Source organism: Streptomyces sp. V2I9 (assembly GCF_030817475.1).
GTDB lineage: Bacteria > Actinomycetota > Actinomycetes > Streptomycetales > Streptomycetaceae > Streptomyces.
The window spans coordinates 5142656-5160368 of record NZ_JAUSZJ010000002.1 but is presented as its reverse complement, the minus strand read 5'-3'; the positions used below and the strand labels follow the sequence as shown (position 1 = coordinate 5160368).

The 17713-nt window shown below is 72.7% G+C and carries 12 protein-coding genes; 3 read left to right on the top strand and 9 right to left on the bottom strand.

The window, feature by feature from the left end; all coding sequences use genetic code 11:
• Positions 1 to 149: 149 nt before the first annotated feature.
• The 5 genes from ilvC to QFZ71_RS22695 form a co-directional block, all read right to left on the bottom strand.
• Positions 150 to 1148 (bottom strand): ketol-acid reductoisomerase, encoded by a 999-nt coding sequence (gene ilvC, locus QFZ71_RS22715; RefSeq protein ID WP_307670009.1) that lies wholly within the window; start codon positions 1146 to 1148, stop codon positions 150 to 152.
• 116 nt (positions 1149 to 1264) lie between these two features.
• Positions 1265 to 1792, bottom strand: a complete 528-nt coding sequence (ilvN, locus tag QFZ71_RS22710; protein WP_006127785.1) for an acetolactate synthase small subunit — start codon at positions 1790 to 1792, stop codon at positions 1265 to 1267.
• 23 nt (positions 1793 to 1815) lie between these two features.
• Positions 1816 to 3666 (bottom strand): acetolactate synthase large subunit, encoded by a 1851-nt coding sequence (locus tag QFZ71_RS22705; protein WP_307670008.1) that lies wholly within the window; start codon positions 3664 to 3666, stop codon positions 1816 to 1818.
• Between the two features lie 224 nt (positions 3667 to 3890).
• Entirely contained in the window at positions 3891 to 6713 is a 2823-nt protein-coding gene (locus QFZ71_RS22700) for a bifunctional diguanylate cyclase/phosphodiesterase (RefSeq protein ID WP_307670007.1), read from the bottom strand.
• Between the two features lie 410 nt (positions 6714 to 7123).
• Positions 7124 to 8071, bottom strand: a complete 948-nt coding sequence (locus QFZ71_RS22695; RefSeq protein ID WP_307670006.1) for a 2-hydroxyacid dehydrogenase — start codon at positions 8069 to 8071, stop codon at positions 7124 to 7126.
• A gap of 163 nt (positions 8072 to 8234) precedes the next feature.
• Between QFZ71_RS22695 and QFZ71_RS22690 the strand changes: the two genes are divergently transcribed.
• The 3 genes from QFZ71_RS22690 (at position 8235) to QFZ71_RS22680 (ending at position 10961) form a co-directional block, all read left to right on the top strand.
• Positions 8235 to 9203, top strand: coding sequence for an aldo/keto reductase (locus tag QFZ71_RS22690; RefSeq protein ID WP_307671553.1), 969 nt, complete (start codon positions 8235 to 8237; stop codon positions 9201 to 9203).
• Positions 9204 to 9402: 199 nt separating this feature from the next.
• Positions 9403 to 10614, top strand: coding sequence for a sorbosone dehydrogenase family protein (locus tag QFZ71_RS22685; protein WP_307670005.1), 1212 nt, complete (start codon positions 9403 to 9405; stop codon positions 10612 to 10614).
• Between the two features lie 38 nt (positions 10615 to 10652).
• Positions 10653 to 10961, top strand: coding sequence for a DUF6191 domain-containing protein (locus QFZ71_RS22680; RefSeq protein WP_307670004.1), 309 nt, complete (start codon positions 10653 to 10655; stop codon positions 10959 to 10961).
• A gap of 93 nt (positions 10962 to 11054) precedes the next feature.
• On the opposite strand, the gene QFZ71_RS22675 is transcribed toward QFZ71_RS22680, so the two are convergent.
• The 4 genes from QFZ71_RS22675 to QFZ71_RS22660 form a co-directional block, all read right to left on the bottom strand.
• On the bottom strand, positions 11055 to 14201 hold the full coding sequence (locus QFZ71_RS22675; protein ID WP_307670003.1) for a helix-turn-helix transcriptional regulator: 3147 nt from the start codon (positions 14199 to 14201) through the stop codon (positions 11055 to 11057).
• Positions 14202 to 14356: 155 nt separating this feature from the next.
• Positions 14357 to 14533 (bottom strand): hypothetical protein, encoded by a 177-nt coding sequence (locus QFZ71_RS22670; RefSeq protein ID WP_307670002.1) that lies wholly within the window; start codon positions 14531 to 14533, stop codon positions 14357 to 14359.
• 265 nt (positions 14534 to 14798) lie between these two features.
• The gene (locus QFZ71_RS22665; RefSeq protein WP_307670001.1) at positions 14799 to 15380 is read right to left on the bottom strand and encodes a GNAT family N-acetyltransferase; all 582 of its coding nucleotides are present in this window, start codon (positions 15378 to 15380) and stop codon (positions 14799 to 14801) included.
• Positions 15358 to 17598: an MMPL family transporter gene (locus QFZ71_RS22660; RefSeq protein WP_307670000.1), complete on the bottom strand. Its 2241-nt coding sequence runs from the start codon at positions 17596 to 17598 to the stop codon at positions 15358 to 15360. The genes QFZ71_RS22665 and QFZ71_RS22660 overlap by 23 nt, the downstream gene beginning before the upstream one ends.
• Between the last annotated feature and the right edge of the window lie 115 nt (positions 17599 to 17713).

Here is a 17713-nt window from a genome sequence, read left to right as displayed (position 1 = left end):
GCCCCGGTGGAAGGATCACCCGCACGAGGGTGGGCGTCGTGCACACCCGTACGGAACGGCCCCTCCGGCGTCCCCGTGCGGAGCGACTCCTCCGGTGGTACGGAGCGGGGCGGGTCCCGTGACCGGGACCCGCCCCGCTCCCCCGAGGGCTACGCCTCGTCGTTCACCCAGCTCATGAGCTTGCGCAGCTCACGGCCGGTGGTCTCCAGCAGGTGGTCGCTGTCGGCCTTCTTGTACTCGTTGTACTTGGGCAGGCCGTTGTGGTACTCGGCCATCCAGTTCTTGGCGAAGGTGCCGTCCTGGATCTCGGTGAGGACCTTCTTCATCTCGGCCTTGGTGGCGTCGGTGATGATGCGGGGGCCGGTGACGTAGTCGCCCCACTCGGCGGTCTCGGAGATGGACCAGCGCATCTTCTCCAGGCCGCCCTCGTACATGAGGTCGACGATGAGCTTCAGCTCGTGCAGGCACTCGAAGTACGCGATCTCGGGCTGGTAGCCGGCCTCGGTCAGCGTCTCGAACCCGGCCTTGACCAGGGCGGCGGTGCCACCGCAGAGGACGGCCTGCTCACCGAACAGGTCGGTCTCGGTCTCCTCGGTGAAGGTGGTCTTGATGACGCCGGCGCGGGTGCCGCCGATGGCCTTGGCGTACGAGAGGGCGAGCTCCAGGCCCTTGCCCGAGGCGTCCTGTTCGACGGCCACGATGCAGGGGACGCCGCGCCCCTCCTCGTACTGGCGGCGGACCAGGTGGCCGGGGCCCTTGGGGGCGACCATGCAGACGTCGACGTCGGCCGGCGGCTCGATGAAGCCGAAGCGGATGTTCAGTCCGTGGCCGAAGAACAGGGCGTCGCCGTCCTTGAGGTTGTCCTTGACGGACTCCTCGTAGACCCGGGCCTGGATCGGGTCCGGGACGAGGATCATGATGACGTCGGCCTCGGCGGCAGCCTCGGAGGGGGTCACCACGCGCAGCCCCTGCTCCTCGGCCTTGGCCTTGGACTTCGAGCCCTCGTGGAGACCGACGCGGACGTCGACGCCGGAGTCGCGGAGCGACAGCGCGTGGGCGTGGCCCTGACTGCCGTACCCGAGAACCGCGACCTTGCGGCCCTGGATGATGGACAGGTCGGCATCGTCGTCGTAGAACAGCTCGGCCACTGGGTCTTCTCCTTGGTGTGCAGGTGTTGCGTCCCACCGTACGGCGGGGTGCGTCGTGTGCGTTGTCGGGTCTCGCCATGCGAGCGGAGCCGGGAGCTCCGCCGGGTTCCGTCCGCTCAGGCGGAACGGTCGAGGGCGCGCAGGGACCGGTCGGTGATCGAGCGCGCGCCGCGCCCTATGGCGATGGTGCCGGACTGGACGAGCTCCTTGATGCCGTACTGCTCCAGCATCTTGAGCATCGCCTCCAGCTTGTCGGCCCCTCCGGTCGCCTCGATCGTGACGGCCTCCGGGGAGACGTCGACGGTCTTGGCGCGGAACAGCTGGACGATCTCGACGATCTGGGAGCGGGTCTCGCTGTCGGCGCGGACCTTCACCAGGACGAGTTCCCGCTGGATCGCAGCGGAGGGCTCGAGTTCGACGATCTTCAGGACGTTGACCAGCTTGTTGAGCTGCTTGGTCACCTGCTCCAGGGGCAGGCCCTCGACATTCACGACGATGGTGATGCGGGAGATGTCGGGGTGCTCGGTGGTACCGACCGCGAGCGAGTCGATGTTGAAGCCGCGTCGGGAGAACAGGGCGGTGATCCGGGCGAGGACACCGGGCTTGTTCTCGACCAGGACGGAGAGCGTGTGCTTTTCGGACATGGGAGTCGTTCTCTCTCTGTCTCTCAGTCGTCTTCGTTGTCGCCGAAGTCGGGGCGGACGCCGCGCGCGGCCTGGACCTCGTCGTTGGAGGTGCCGGCGGCGACCATCGGCCAGACCATGGCGTCCTCGTGGACGATGAAGTCGATCACGACGGGGCGGTCGTTGATGGAGTTGGCCTCTTCGATGACCTTGTCCAGGTCGGCCGGGTCCTCGCAGCGGATGGAGTGGCAGCCCATGGCCTCGGACAGCTTGACGAAGTCCGGGACGCGGGTGCCGCGGGCCGGGGTGCCGTCCGCGTCGGGGCCGGAGTGCAGCACGGTGTTGGAGTAGCGCTGGTTGTAGAAGAGGGTCTGCCACTGGCGGACCATCCCGAGGGCGCCGTTGTTGATGACGGCGACCTTGATCGGGATGTTGTTGAGCGCGCAGGTGGTCAGTTCCTGGTTGGTCATCTGGAAGCAGCCGTCGCCGTCGATGGCCCACACGGTGCGGTCGGGCGCGCCGGCCTTGGCGCCCATCGCGGCCGGGACCGCGTAGCCCATCGTCCCGGCGCCGCCGCTGTTGAGCCAGGTGGCGGGCTGCTCGTAGTCGATGAAGTGGGCGGCCCACATCTGGTGCTGGCCGACGCCCGCGGTGAAGATCGTGCCCTCGGGGGCGAGCTCGCCGATGCGCTGGATGACCTGCTGCGGGGAGAGGCTGCCGTCGTCGGGCAGGTCGTAGCCGAGCGGGTAGGTCTCGCGCCAGCGGTCGAGGTCCTTCCACCAGGCGCTGTAGTCGCCGGTGTTGCCCTCCGTGTGCTCGGCCTGGACCGCCTGCACGAGGTCGGCCAGGACCTCGCGGGCGTCGCCGACGATCGGGACGTCGGCGGTGCGGTTCTTGCCGATCTCCGCGGGGTCGATGTCGGCGTGGACGATCTTGGCGTACGGGGCGAAGCTGTCCAGCTTGCCGGTGACACGGTCGTCGAAGCGGGCCCCGAGGGCGACGATCAGGTCGGCCTTCTGCAGCGCGGTGACGGCGGTGACCGAACCGTGCATGCCCGGCATCCCCACGTGCAGCGGGTGGCTGTCGGGGAAGGCGCCGAGCGCCATCAGGGTGGTGGTGACGGGTGCCCCGGTCAGCTCCGCGAGGACCTTCAGCTCGGCGGTGGCCCCGGCCTTCAGGACGCCGCCGCCGACGTACAGCACGGGGCGCTTGGACTGGGTGATCAGCTTGGCGGCCTCGCGGATCTGCTTGGCGTGCGGCTTGGTCACGGGGCGGTAGCCGGGCAGGTCCATCGTGGGCGGCCAGCTGAAGGTCGTCCGCGCCTGGAGCGCGTCCTTGGCGATGTCGACGAGGACCGGTCCGGGGCGGCCGGTGGAGGCGATGTGGAACGCCTCGGCGATGGTGTGCGCGATGTCCTCGGCGCGGGTGACCAGGAAGTTGTGCTTCGTGATCGGCATCGTGATGCCGCAGATGTCGGCTTCCTGGAAGGCGTCGGTGCCGATGGCGGAGGAGGCGACCTGACCGGTGATCGCGACCATCGGGACCGAGTCCATGGCGGCGTCGGCGATCGGGGTGACCAGGTTGGTGGCGCCGGGGCCCGAGGTGACCATGCAGACGCCGACCTTGCCGGTGGCCTGCGCGTAGCCGGTGGCCGCGTGGCCCGCTCCCTGCTCGTGGCGGACCAGGATGTGGCGGACCCGGGTGGAGTCCATCAGCGGGTCGTAGGCGGGGAGAATGCAGCCGCCCGGGAGGCCGAACACGGTGTCGGCGCCGACCTCTTCGAGCGAGCGGATGAGGGACTGCGCGCCCGTGACGTGCTCAACGGTGACGGACGGCTGTCCGCCGGTACGGGCGCGCGGCTGCGGGTGATGGGCCCCGGTGGCCTGCTCGGTCATCTGCGTTCTCTTCTCGAGGCTGAGGGTTTTCGCGGGTGTTTTGCAGCGTTTTGAGAGGTGTCAGTGCAACAAAAAACCCCTCGTGCCGTGAGGCAAGCGAGGGGAGCGCGCCGGGTGCGGTCCGCAGAGTGTCATGGAGTGACCCTGCTTCAGCCGACGCGCTTTCCAAGTACGAGAATTCGGGTGCGCATGGCATTGACCCTCTCTCCGGCACGCATCACGTGTCAAGTGGGTGGGACGGGCGTCTCAGTATGTGATCCGGTGAGCAGCGGGATCGAGCCGCCCGCCATCACGGGCCGGGGGCTCGGGACGCCGGGCACGGGGAACTCGCCCCGGACCAGGGCGCGTCGCAGCCGGTACTCGTCGAGCGGGCCGGAGAAGGCCATCCCCTGGCCGTGGGTACACCCCATGGCGCGCAGCGCGAGCACCTGCTCGGGGACGTCGACGCCGTCCGCGACGGACTGGAGGCCGAGGTCGCAGGCGATGCGCAGCAGGCCACTGGTGATCTTGTGCAGCCTGGCCGATTCGACCACCCCCTCCACCAGGTTCCGGTCGAGTTTCAGTACGTCGATGGGGAGCCGGCGCAGCGCGTTGATCGCCGCGAAGCCGCTGCCGAAGCCGTCGAGCGCGATCCGCACACCGAGCCTGCGCAGGGCCACGAGGCGCTGCTCCAGGGCGTCGAAGGAGACCCGCGGGTCGCTGTCGGCCACTTCGATCATCAACGCGCCCGAGGGCAGGCCGTGGCGGGTCAGGAGCGCCTCGATGGAGCCGAGGGGCGGGCCGGTCTCCAGCAGCCGGGCGGCGGAGAGCCGGACGGAGACGGTCACGGGGTGGCCGGCCCTGGCCCGTTCGGCGGCCTGGGCCACCGCCTCCTCCAGGAGCCAGCGGCCGAGCTCGGCGGTGCGGTCGTCGTCGCCGGAGACCCGCAGGAACTCGGCCGGGGTGAACAGGATGCCCTGCGCGGAGCGCCAGCGGGCCTGCGCGGCGACGGCCGCGACGGACCCGCTGGCGAGGTGGACGACGGGCTGGTGCAGCAGGGCGAACTCACCGTCGCGCAGGGCGGAGCGCAGCCGGGTGGCCAGCTCGGAGCGGCGTACGACGTCGGCCTGCATCTGCGGGGCGTACAGCTCGACCCGGTCCTTGCCGCCGGCCTTGGCGCGGTACATCGCAAGGTCGGCGTTGCGCATGAGGTCGGTGGGACTGATGGCGGGCTCGGCGAAGGCGACGCCGATGGAGGCGGCCACCCGGACCTCGTGGGGGCCGATCCGGTAGGGCTGGGAGAGGGTGAGGCGCAGCCGCTCGGCGATCTCGTGGACCTGGTACTCACGGGCGCCCTGGTCGCGGGTGCCGTCCCCGACGATGAGTGCGGCGAACTCGTCGCCGCCCAGCCGCGCGGCGGTGTCGCCGGCCCGGACGGAGTCCTGGAGCCGGCGGCCGGCCTGGATGAGCAGTTCGTCGCCCGCCTGGTGGCCGATGGTGTCGTTGACCTGTTTGAAGCCGTCGAGGTCGATGAAGAGCACGGCGGTGCCCGGGTCGCTCGCCCGCCGGCCGCCGAGCGCCTGGCGGACGCGGGCGGTGAACAGGGCCCGGTTGGGCAGGTCGGTGAGCGGGTCGTGCTCGGCGTTGTGCTGCAACTGGGCCTGGAGCCGGACCCGTTCGGTGACGTCCCGGCTGTTGAGCAGGAGACCGCCCTGGTGGCGGTTGACGGTGGACTCGACGTTGAGCCAGTCGCCCGTGCCCGAGCGGAAGCGGCACTCGACGCGGGTGGTGGGCTCCTCGTGCGGCGGGGCGGCGAGGAAGCGCCGCACCTCGTGGACGAACCGGCCGAGGTCCTCGGGGTGGATGATCGAGGACAGCTGGGCGCCGACGAGGTCCTCCGCGTCCCGTCCGTAGACCCCGGCCGCCGCGGGGCTGACGTAGCGCAGGGTGCCGTCGGGCGCGGCGATCATGATGACGTCGCTGGAGCCCTGCACCAGGGAGCGGAAGTGGTTCTCCTTCTGGGCCAGTTCCTGGGTGAGGGAGATGTTGTCGAGGAGCATGATGCCCTGCCGGACGACGAGCGCCAGGACGACGGTGCAGGCGGTGAAGATGACGACGCGGTCCACCCGGCGGCCGTCGACCACGTTGTACAGGATGCCCAGCGTGCAGACGGCGGCGGCGAGATACGGGGTCAGGGCGGCCAGCGAACCGGCGATGGGGCGGCTGGCGGAGGTCCGCGGCGAACCGGGCCGGACGGGCGGGCGGGCCGCCCGGCGGGCGCCCCAGGGGGCGTAGGCGAGGAGCAGCGACCCCGCGAACCAGCCGGCGTCGAGGAGTTGGCCCGAGTGGTAGGTCGACCGCAGGAGCGGTGAGGTGAACACCGCGTCGCTCAGGACCGTGAGCGCGAGGGCGGCGATGGCGGTGTTCACCGCGGAGCGGTTCGCCCCGGAGCGGCGGAAGTGCAGGGCGAGCACCATCGAGACGAGCACGATGTCGAGCAGCGGGTAGGCCAGCGAGAGGGCGGCGGGCGCGACGCTGGTGTCCGGTGCGCCCGCCAGGTGCGCGGTGTGGGCGAGGGCGAGGCTCCAGGCGAGCGTCAGCAGGGACCCGCCGATCAGCCAGGCGTCCAGCCCCAGGCAGACCCAGCCGGCGCGCGTGACGGGGCGCTTGGCGAGCACCAGCAGGCCGACGATGGCGGGCGGTGCGAAGCAGAGGAAGAAGACGTCCGCGAGGGAGGGGGCCGGGACGGGGACGCCGAGGATCACCTCGTACCAGCCCCAGACGGCGTTGCCGCAGGCTGCCATGAGGGACGAGAGCGAGAACAGCGTCCAGGCGGGGCGGAGCCGGCCGCCGACCGCCCGTGCGTAGAGGAAGCAGGAGAAGGCGGCGATCAGCGCGGCGGCGGCGAGGCCGAAGTCCCCCATGAAGACGGCGGCCTGCGGCGACCCCCAGCCCACGGCGGCGCCCACCGAATACCCCGCGCAGACGAGGCCGAGCAGGATCCGGGAGCGCATCCCGGTGGAACCGGCGGCGGACCTCGGGGAGAGCAGGGCCCCCAGCGCGTTCACCGGAGGGCTCCCCGGCCCGGACCGGCCGGGCAGTCGGCCCCCGGCGCCCGGCTGCCGCCCGGACCGCTGTGGCGCCGCCCGTTCCGGACCGGGCGCAGACGGGTCGTCGCTGCCTGTCCGGGGCAAGGATCCGGCCATCGGCGGGCACCGCGCTCCGTCGGCGCGGACGGCCTCGGCCGCTCCCTCGTCCACGTCGGATCGTCTCTCCATGGCCAGCACATCGCCCGTCGCCCCCTCGCGTTCCGGTGCTCCCCCCGCGCCGTCCCTTTTCACGGCGCAGCCCCCCGGATCGGACGATACACCAGATCCGTCACACAGGGCCATACCTTCTCTACTCTGCGTGACGAAAGGGGAGGTGAGCGGCACTGTGCGCATCCGGACTGCCCCGTAGCGTGGTCGTCCGGAGGGGCTCAGCCGGTGGTGCGGACGACATGGCGCACCGGCTCCCCGGCGGCGAACCGGGTGAGCTGTGCGGCCAGCAGACGCTTGGCGCGCGGTTCGAACGCCGAGGTGCTGCCGCCCACATGAGGCGTGATCAAGACATTCGGAGCATGCCAGAGAGGATGGCCCGCCGGCAGGGGTTCCGGGTCGGTCACGTCGAGAGCCGCCCGCAGACGTCCGGACTCCAGTTCGGCCAACAGGGCTTTGGTGTCGACGACTCCACCGCGCGCGACGTTGACGAGGAGGGCGCCGTCGGGCATCACGGCGAGGAAGTCGGCGTCCACCAGGCCGCGCGTGGACGGGTTCAGCGGGGTGGAGAGGATCACCACGTCGGACGCGGGCAGCAGGACGGGCAGTTCGTCGAGCGTGCGTACGGGGCCGTGTGGGGAGACTCGTGCGGAGCGCGCGACGCGTGTGACCCGCGCGCACTCGAACGGGACGAGCCGGTCCTCGATGGCCGAGCCGATGGAGCCGTACCCCACGATCAGAACGGACTTGTCGGCGAGCGCCGGGTAGAAGCCGGACCGCCACTCCTCCGCGTCCTGGCCGTGGACGAAACCGGGAAGTCCGCGCAGGGAGGCCAGGATCAGCGCGAGCGCCAGCTCGGCGGTGGACGCCTCGTGGACCCCCTTGGCGTTGCAGAGCCGCACCCCGGCCGCCAGCAGCCCGAGGCCGGGCTCCACGTGGTCGATGCCGGCGGAGAGCGTCTGCACCACCTGGACGCCGCCCATCTCCGCGAGCGGACGCACCGCGATCTCGGGGCCCTTCATGTAGGGCACGACGTAGTAGACGCAGTCGGCCGGGTCCCCCGGATAGTCCGGTTCGCCGTTCCAGTAGCGGTAGTCGAGGCCCGCGGGGAGCCCGTCGATCTCCTCGGCCGGGAAGGGCAGCCATACGGCGGAAGGCGTCGCAGTCATGCCAGGAGGCTATGCGACCGGTGTGCGGGCGTTCCAGGGGCGGCTGGGCGGAGAGCCGGCGAGGTCAGAGGTTACTTTTGGGTTGCGGTGCGGCCCCGTGACCGCACACGAGGAAGGGTTCGGGGAGTTGGAGTGCAGGACTATCGGGGCGGCGGGGCTGGCCGTGGGTGCGGTCGGGCTGGGCTGCATGCCGATGAGCTGGGGTTACAGCGCGTCGCAGCAGCTCGGCGACCGCTCGGTGCGGACGGTGCACGCGGCGCTGGACGCGGGCGTACGGCTCCTCGACACCGCCGACATGTACGGCCCGTTCACCAATGAGCTGCTGGTGGGACGGGCGTTGAAGGGCCGCCGCGAGGAGGCGTTCGTCTCCACGAAGTGCGGGCTGCTGGTGGGCGACGGGCACATCGTCGCCAACGGCAGGCCGGGGTACGTCCGTCGGGCCTGCGACGCCTCGCTGCGGCGGCTCCAGACCGACGTGATCGACCTGTACCAGCTCCACCGGGCCGACCCCGAGGTTCCCGTGGAGGAGACCTGGGGCGCGATGGCGGAGCTCGTCACGGCGGGCAAGGTGCGTTCGCTCGGGCTGTGCGCGGTGGGGGCGCGGGCCTCGCGCCGGTCGGGGGCGGGTCCGCACGCCGGAACGATCCGGCAGTTGGAGCGGATTCAGCAGATCTTCCCGGTCAGCGCCGTCGAGGCGGAGCTGTCGGTGTGGTCGCGGGAGGCGCTGGCCGAACTGCTGCCGTGGTGCGTGGCGCGCGGGGTCGGGCTGCTGGCCGCGATGCCGCTGGGCAGCGGATATCTGACCGGGACGCTCAAGCCCGGCCAGGGGTTCGAGCCGGAGGACCTGCGGGCCCGGCACCCCCGGTTCACGGCGGAGGTGATGGCGGCGAACCAGCCGGTGGTGGCCGGTCTTCGGCGGATCGCTGAGCGCCGCGGGGCGACCGTGGCCCAGGTGGCGCTGGCCTGGGTGCTGCGCCAGGGCCCGCACGTGGTGCCGGTGCCGGGGGCGAAGCGGGAACAGTGGGCGGTGGAGAACGCCGGGGCGTCCCGTGTGGTCCTGGAGGACCGGGACCTGGCGGAGATCGACGGCCTGCCGGCCGCGCGGGAGTCGTGGGACCAGCCGTGGGCGTGAGGGCGGAGCGTCGCGCCGGCGGTCTTCGCCGTCCGGGGCGTCGTGGCGCCGGTCCTCCTCGCCGGCGCGCCTCGTCGTACCGGGGCGTCGCGGCCCGTACGGCGGGAGAATGGGCGGATCGGGAACTCCTGCGCCGGGTGAGCGGTACGTACACGGTGGAGGAGCGGGTAGTCGGGCAACCGTCGAAAGGATCGGTTCCGTGCGTGGTGCTCTGTTCGGACCTGTGCAGTCCCCGGCCGTACGCAGAGGGGCGGTGGCCGTGCTCGCCTCGGCCGCCCTGCTGCTGACCGCCGCGTGTTCCGGCGGCGGGGGCGGGGGCGCGTCCGGGCAGCCCGCCGGTTCCCCCACCGCCTCGGAGGGCTCCGCTCCCCCGGCCTCCCCGAGCCCTTCGGCCGAGCTGCCGCCCGCCAGGGGTTCGGCGAAGGTCGTCTCCACCCTGACGGAGAAGCTGAAGTCTCCCTGGGGGCTGGCCGCGCTGCCCGGCGGCGATCTGCTGGTCTCCTCGCGCGACGAGGGCACGGTCCACCGGATCGACGGCGAGAGCGGGAAGCAGACGCTGCTCGGCTCGGTGCCCGGCGTGTCGTCGTCCGGCGAGGGCGGGCTGCTGGGGCTCGCCGTCTCCTCCACGTTCGGCGCGGACCAGCTGGTCTACGCCTACTTCACCACCGCGTCCGACAACCGGATCGTACGGATGAGCTACGACGAGAAGCGCCCGGCGGGGCAGCAGCTCGGCGCCCCGGACACCGTGCTGCGCGGCATCCCCAAGGGCAGCATCCACAACGGCGGCCGGATCGCGTTCGGCCCGGACAAGATGCTGTACGCGGGCACGGGCGAGACCGGGGACACCGGGCTGGCCCAGGACAAGGAGTCCCTGGCGGGCAAGATCCTGCGGATGACCCCGGACGGCGAGCCCGTGCACGGCAACCCGGAGGCGGACTCGGTGGTGTACTCGTACGGGCACCGCAATGTGCAGGGGCTCGCCTGGGACGAGGACAAGCGGCTGTGGGCCGCCGAGTTCGGGCAGAACACGTGGGACGAGCTGAACCTGATCGAGCCCGGCGGGAACTACGGCTGGCCCGAGGTCGAGGGTGAGGAGGGCCGGGCCGGGTTCATCGACCCGGTGGCCCAGTGGAAGACCTCGGAGGCGTCCCCCAGCGGTATCGCGTACGCGGAGGGCTCGATCTGGATGGCCGGGCTGCGCGGCGAGCGGCTGTGGCGGATTCCGCTCTCCGGTGACGGGGCGAAGGAACCTCATGCCGCCCCTCAGGCGTTCCTGGAGGAGAAGCACGGCCGCCTGCGCACCGTGGTGGGTGCGGGGAGCGACCGCCTGTGGCTGGTCACCAGCAACACGGACGGACGGGGCACGCCGAAGCCCGGGGACGACAGGGTCCTCCAGGTGGAGGTGGAGTAGCCGGCCGCCCGCGCGGCATGTCGGAGGGAGCACGGCCGGTGTTCAATTTCTTCGAGGAGCTGTTCGCTCCGGGGCGCAAGCACACGTCGGACGAGCGGAAGCGGCTGGAGCTGAGCCGGGTGGATCTCGGGGTCGGCGATCCGGACCGGGGGCCGATAGACCTCACCTCGGGCAAGGTGACCGTCCGCGCCCCGGCACGCGAGGAGCCTCCCGAGTCCGGGGAGCGGTCCGGGGAGCACCGCCTGCGGCCGGGGCCGCCCGAGCAGGACGCCGTGCCCGGCCGGCCCCGGCCCGGAAAGCCGGCGGGCGGGCCGGAGCACCGGGCCGAGGAGGAACCGGAGGGGTGAAGGGCGCCCACCGGATCCTGTCCGGGGCGGGCTGGGCCTGTCGTCGCACCGCCGTGGCCGCCCGCCGGACCGCGGTTCAGGGGCAGGCACCGGTCACACCGCCGGGTAGAGCCTCAACCGGTGGGCGAGGGCGGCGGCCTCGCCCCGGCTGGAGACGCCGAGCTTGGCCAGGATGTTGGAGACGTGCACGCTGGCGGTCTTCGGTGAGATGAACAGCTCCTCCGCGATCCGGCGGTTGGTGTGTCCCGCCGCGACCAGTCGGTGCACGTCCTGCTCGCGCGGGGTCAGCCCGAAGGACGCCACGGCCGCGATCGCCGGGTCCTCCCCGCCCCTCTCCGCCCGGTCGGGGCCGCCTCCGGCAGGCACTGCCAGGACGGCCGGGTGGACGGCCGCGCCGGGGCGGAGCGCCGCGCCCGGCCCGTCGAGCGGGATGCGGGCGCGGGCCGCCAGCTGTTCGACCGCCTCGGCCAGCGGGCGCGCGCCGAGCCGCCGGGCGCTCTCCAGCGCACGGTGCAGCAGGGTCGTGGCGGTGGACCGGTCACCGGGGGCGATCAGCAGGGACTCGGCCCAGCGGCGGTGGATCTGGGCCAGTGGGTACGGACGGCTGAGCGGGTCGAACGCCTCGGCGGCGCGCGCCCAGTGGGCGGGGGTGTCGACGCCCTCCGCACGCGCGAGCTCCGCCTCGATGAGGACGCCGTGGGCGGCCCATACGGGGACGAGCATGGGGAGGTTCTTCACGCACCGGCGGATCAGGGCGAGGACGCCGGGGCGGCCCGCCTCGGCGGCGGGCAGCCCGCGGGCGTCGGCCTCGATCATGGCGGCGGTCCCCAGCAGCGGCAGGGCGTAGCGCTGGGTGCCGGGCGGGAAGCCGGGCCGGGCCAGCTCCTCGAACGCGGCCCGCGCCTCGGCGAGCCTGCCGCGGGAGGCGGCCAGCTCCATGCCGTGCCGGACCGGGTCGATCAGGTACTGGTGCTGCGGGTCGCGGTGCCCGAAGTGCCTGCGGACCAGGGCGAGCAGGTCCTCCGCCTCGGCCGCCTCCCCGCGGGCGACGGCCAGTTCGGCGTGGCGGAGGGCGGCGAGCCCCTTTCCCTTGGGGCCGAGCGCCAGACGGGTGGCGGACGCGGCCGCGGCCTCGCTCTGGGGCCAGTGCCCGAGCGAGAACAGGGACTGGGACTGGTTGGCGTAGACCCAGGCCTCCGAGTCGGCCAGGCCGTGGCTGTGGCAGATCTCGATACCGTGGTCGGCGGCGGCGACGGCCTCCAGCGAACGGCCCATCGCCTCCAGCGAGGAGGGCAGGTTGACGCTGACCCGGCCGAGCAGGTTCATCAGGTGCAGCTTCTCGGCACGGTCCCGGACGGCGTACATCTCGGCGAGACCGTCCTCGACGCCGCCCGCGTCCGCGGTGAGCCAGCCGCGGGTGAGGCGGGCGTGCAGCTCGATGTACTCGTCGCCGACGAGCCGGGCGTACGCCACCGCGCGGTCGCTGTCCGCGAGCGCCTCCGGGCCCGGCTGGTGCAGCGCCTTCCAACTGGCCACGTTGGTCAGGATGTCGGCCTGCACGGGGGACGGCGGCAGTCCGCGCACCAGCTCCTGCGCGGTGGCCAGCTCCTCCCACCCGTCCCCCTTGTCGAGCACCTGCACCAGCCGGCTGCGCTGCACCAGGAACCACGCCTCGCGCAGCGGGTCGGGTTCGGCTGCCAGGACCCGCATGGCCTTCTTGGTGATGGCCAGGGCGCGTTTGCGGTCGCCGCCGAAGTGGGCGGCGACGGTGGCCTCGGCCATCACGTCCAGGTAGCGCAGCGGCGTGTTCCCGGGGTCGCGGCCGGAGCCCGGATAGACCTCCGCGTAGTCGAGGGGGCGCAGGGAGGCGCGTACCGCGTCGGGCACGTCGTCCCACAGCTCCATCGCCCGTTCCAGGAGCCGCAGTTGCTCGGAGTAGGCGTAGCGGCGGCGGGCCTCGACGGCGGCCCGCAGGACGGCGGGCAGGGCCTTGGCGGCGTCGTGGGCGGCGTACCAGTAGCTGGCGAGCCGGGTGGCCCGTTCGTCGTCCCGGACGAGGGAGGGGTCGGCCTCCAGGGCTTCGGCGTACCGGCGGTTGACGCGGGTCCGCTCGCCGGGCAGCAGATCGTCGCTGACGGCCTCGCGGACCAGGGAGTGCCGGAAGCGGTAGCCGTCGTTGTCGGGCGCGGGTTGCAGGAGGTTGGCCCCGACGGCCGCGCGCAGGGCCTCGTCGAGTTCGAGCTCGCCCAGTCCGGCGACGGCGGCCAGCAGCTCGTGTTCGACGGAGGAGCCGCCCTCGGCGGCGATCCGGGCGATTCGCTGGGCGTGTTCGGGCAGCGCCTCGACGCGGACGAGCAGGAGGTCGCGGAGGGATTCGGTCAGACCGGAACTGTCGCCGCAGCACTCCAGGGAACGGGCCAGCTCCTCGACGAAGAAGGCGTTGCCGTCGGAGCGTTCGAAGATCTCGTCGACGAGTGCGGCCTCGGGGGTCTCCGCGAGGATGCCGGCGAGCTGGCGGCCGACCTCGTCGTGGCTGAAGCGGGCGAGTTCGACGCGGGTGACGGTGCGCAGCCGGTCCAGTTCGGCGAGGAGGGGGCGCAGCGGGTGGCGGCGGTGGAGGTCGTCGGCGCGGTAGGTGCCGACGACCATGAGGCGGCCGGAGCCCAGGGTGCGGAAGAGGTAGGCGAGCAGGTGCCGGGTCGAGGCGTCCGCCCAGTGCAGGTCCTCCAGGACGAGGACGACCGCCCGGTCGGCGGAGATCCGCTCCAACAGCCGGGCGGTGAGTTCGAAGAGGCGGGCGATGCTGTGCTCGTGGGTGGCGTCCTGGTGGACCTCGCCCAGTTCGGGCAGGAGCCGGGCCAGCTCGCCCTCCTGGCCGGCGCAGGCGGCGGCCATCTCCTCGGGCAGGGCCCGGCGCAGGGCGCGCAGTGCGGTCGGGAAGGGGGCGAACGGCAGTCCGTCGGCCCCGATCTCGACGCAGGACCCGACGGCGACCACGGCGCCGCGCCGCTCGGCGGTCGTGACGAACTGTTCGACCAGCCGGGTCTTGCCGACGCCTGCCTCGCCGCCGATCAGCAGGGCCTGCGGGTCGCCGGACGCGGCCCGCCCGAGCGCCTCGGTGAGTGAGGCGAGCTCCGCTGCGCGGCCCACGAACACGGGGCTGACTGACCTGGTCTCCACGCGGCCGAGCATCGCATACGCGTACGAGGCGGGGGGAACCTTTTCGCGCACGGTGATCATGCTCTCCCCCGCGACCGCCGCTGCCGCCGTCGCGGGGTTCCCACCGGGCGTCCCGGAGACCGCACCCGACGGCGCCGGCCCCGCCGCGCCCGGTACGGAGGGGGCGTCGGCGGGGCCGGAGTCGGGCGCGGCGGTCGTCCCGTGCCCGGACACCGTCAGGCGGCCGGTGCGAAGCGTGCGCGGTCCTCTTCCCTCACCCGCCCCTCCGGATCATGGCGTCCGATGCGGCGGGCGGTCCGGCGGGCGGTGCGGGCCCGGCCGAGCGCGCGCTCGGCGTCGGCCCGGCGGATCAGTTCGGCGGAGGCGGTGCGGTAGATCTCGTACTCGTACACGGGGTTTCTCCCTGGCTGTCGGCCGTGGCAGCGGACCGGTGGGGCGGTCCGGCCGGTCGGCCGGGGCCCTGTGTCCGCTGTAGGTCCACTGTCGTCCGCCGGGAGGGGGCACCGCATCGGGCGAGTTCCGCATCTTGGCGGGGGCGCGGGCCTTAGGAGCGCCCCGCGGTTCCGGAAGCTTCTGAGGCAGGGGCGCCGGAGAGCCGGGGAATCCCGGATTCCGTGCCGTAGGGAACCCCGTGGCCGCAGGAGCTCCGGGGCGGGGTCAGCCGGTGGCCGGGGCGTCCGGTCCGGCGGTGCGACGTGCCTTCCACTCCGGGGCGAGGACGGACCAGACCTCGGTGTCGTGACGCTCCCCCCGGTAGAGGTAGCTCTGCCGGAGCACCCCGTCCCGTGTCATCCCGAGCCGCTGGGCGACGGCGATCGACCGGGTGTTCTCCGGAGAGGCGCGCCACTCCACGCGGTGCATACCGCGCTCGTACACCGCCCAGTCGATCAGCCGCTCGGCCGCGCGGGTGATCAGGCCGCGGCCCTGCGCGGCGGGCTCCAGCCAGACGCCGATCTCGCAGTTGCCGCTTCCGGCGTCGAAGGACGGGAAGAGGACACCGCCGACGAGGGTGCCCTCCAGCCGGATCCCGTACAGCCGGCCGGTGTCCGCCGCCTGCTTCTCCGCGTACCGCCGGAGCAGCGCGCGGGCCGACTCCCGGTCGCTGGCGAAGGAGGCGAAGGGGATCCAGGGGTCGACCAGTTCGCGGGCCCGGTCCATGTGGGCGAGGAACTCCTCGTCCTGCCAGACCTCCAGCGGGCGCAGTTCCGCCCGGTCGTCACCCAGCGATATGGCGAACATCGTGCTCCTCCTCGGACCGCGCGGCGCCCTCCTCCGGGGCGCGCGCCTCCGGGATCTTCGCATGGAGCGGTACGCAGTCGGGCGGCTCGATGCTGATCCGGGGCAACCGCTTCTCCAGCCAGCCCGGCAGCCACCAGTTCGCCCCGCCGAGCATGTGCATGAGGGCGGGTACCAGCAGGGTGCGCAGGACGAAGGCGTCCAGGGCGACGGCGGTGGCCAGGGCGATGCCGAACATGGCGATGACCCGGTCGCCGCTGAGCACGAAGGCGAGGAAGACGGAGATCATGATCACGGCGGCGGAGTTGATGACCCGGCCGGTCTCGGCGAGGCCGACCCGGACGGACCGCCGGTTGTCGCCGGTCTCCAGCCACTCCTCGTACATCCGGCCGACCAGGAAGACCTGGTAGTCCATGGAGAGGCCGAAGAGGACGGAAACCATGATCACGGGGAGGAAGGGCTCGATGGGCCCGGCGCTGCCGAGGCCGAGCAGTTCGCTGCCCCAGCCCCACTGGAAGACGGCGACGACGACGCCGAAGGAGGAGGCGACGGCGGCCACGTTCATCACGGCGGCCTTGACCGGGATGCCGATGGAGCGGAAGGCCAGGAGCAGCAGCAGGCAGCCGAGTCCGATGACGACCCCGACGAAGAGGGGCAGCTTGCCGACGATGATCTCGGCGAAGTCGTCGTAGCTCGCCGTCACCCCGCCGACGTGGGCCTCCAGCGAGGTGTCGGCCCGGACCGGCGGCAGGACGTCGTCCCGGATGCGATCGACCAGCTCGCTGGTGTCCTGCGACTGGGGCGAGGAGTCGGGGACGACGGTGAGGAAGGCGGTGTCGCCGGAGCTGTTGTACGTGACCGGGCTGACGGAGGCGACGCCTTCGGTGGTCCGCAGCTTCTCGGGCAGCGAGTCCAGGGCGAGCCGGTCGTCCGCGCCGTCGAGCCGGCCGGCGATGGTGAGGGGGCCGTTGACGCCGGGCCCGAAGCCGTCCGCGAGAAGGTCGTACGCCTGCCGGGTGGTGGCGGTGGCCGGGTTGTTGCCCTGGTCGGAGGTGCCGAGGTGGAGGCCGAGGGCGGGCAGCGCGAGCACGAGCATGACGACGGCCGCGACCCCGCCGAGGAGCTTGGGGTGGCGCTCGACGAAGGCGGACCAGCGGGCGGCGAAGCCGGTGGGCAGTTCGGGGCGCGGCCCGTGTTCGGCGAGCTGCCGGCGTTCGCGGCGGCTGAGCGCCCGCATCCCGATGAGGGAGAGGAGGGCGGGCAGCAGGGTGACGGAGGCCAGCACGGTGAGGACGACGGTGAGCGAGGCGGCGATGGCGACGCCGTTGAGGAAGTCGAGCCGCAGGATCAGCATGCCGAGCAGGGCGATGCAGACGGTGGCCCCGGCGAAGACGACGGCGCGGCCGGTGGTCGTGACGGCGTTCTGGGCCGCTTCGGGCACGGACATGCCGCGCCGGAGCCCTCTGCGGTGCCGGGTGACGATGAACAGGGCGTAGTCGATTCCCACGCCGAGCCCGATGAGCATGCCCAGCATCGGGGCGAAGTCGGCCACGGTCATCAGATGGCCGAGCAGCACGGTGCCCGCGTAGGCGGTGCCCACGGAGACGAGGGCGGTGGCGATGGGCAGCAGGCTGGCGGCGAGCGAGCCGAAGGCGAGGAAGAGGACGACGGCCGCGACGAGGACGCCGACGCCCTCGGCGAGGTGGACGGAGGGCGCTTCGGTGAGGGCGACGGCGGTGCCGCCCAGTTCGACCCGGAGCCCGTCGCTCTCGGCGGCCTTCGCGGTGTCCACGAGGGCCTGCGCCCGGGAGGCGGGGATCTCGTCGGCGGGGCGGTCGAAGGTGACCGTGGCGTAGGCGGTGTGGCCGTCCTCGCTGACCTGGCCGGGCCCCGCGGCTCCGTACGGGCCGGTCACCGCGCCGACGCCCGGCAGGTCCTCGATCGCGTGGAGCGTGCGGGTCATGGTCTGTTCGACGTCGGCGGCCCGGACCGTGGAGCCGGTGGTGTGCCAGACGACGGTGTCCGTGTCGCCGCCGAGGTCGGTGAAGCCGCGCGAGAGGAGTTCCGCGGCCCGGCCGGACTCGGTGCCGGGGACCTCGTAGTCGTTGGAGTACGCGGAACCCGCGAACCCCGCCGCGGCGGCGGTCCCGCCGAGGGCGGCGAGCCAGATGAGGACGGCGACGAGGCGGTGCCTGATGCACCAGCGGGCGATGGCAGCCAACGGACGAGCTCCCTGCGGGTTCGCGGACCTTTACCCGCAGATGATGCGATCTGCCCGTAAACGTCTCATGACCTGAGAACGCCACTCTGACAGCAGTAGATGATCCTTTGTCCGT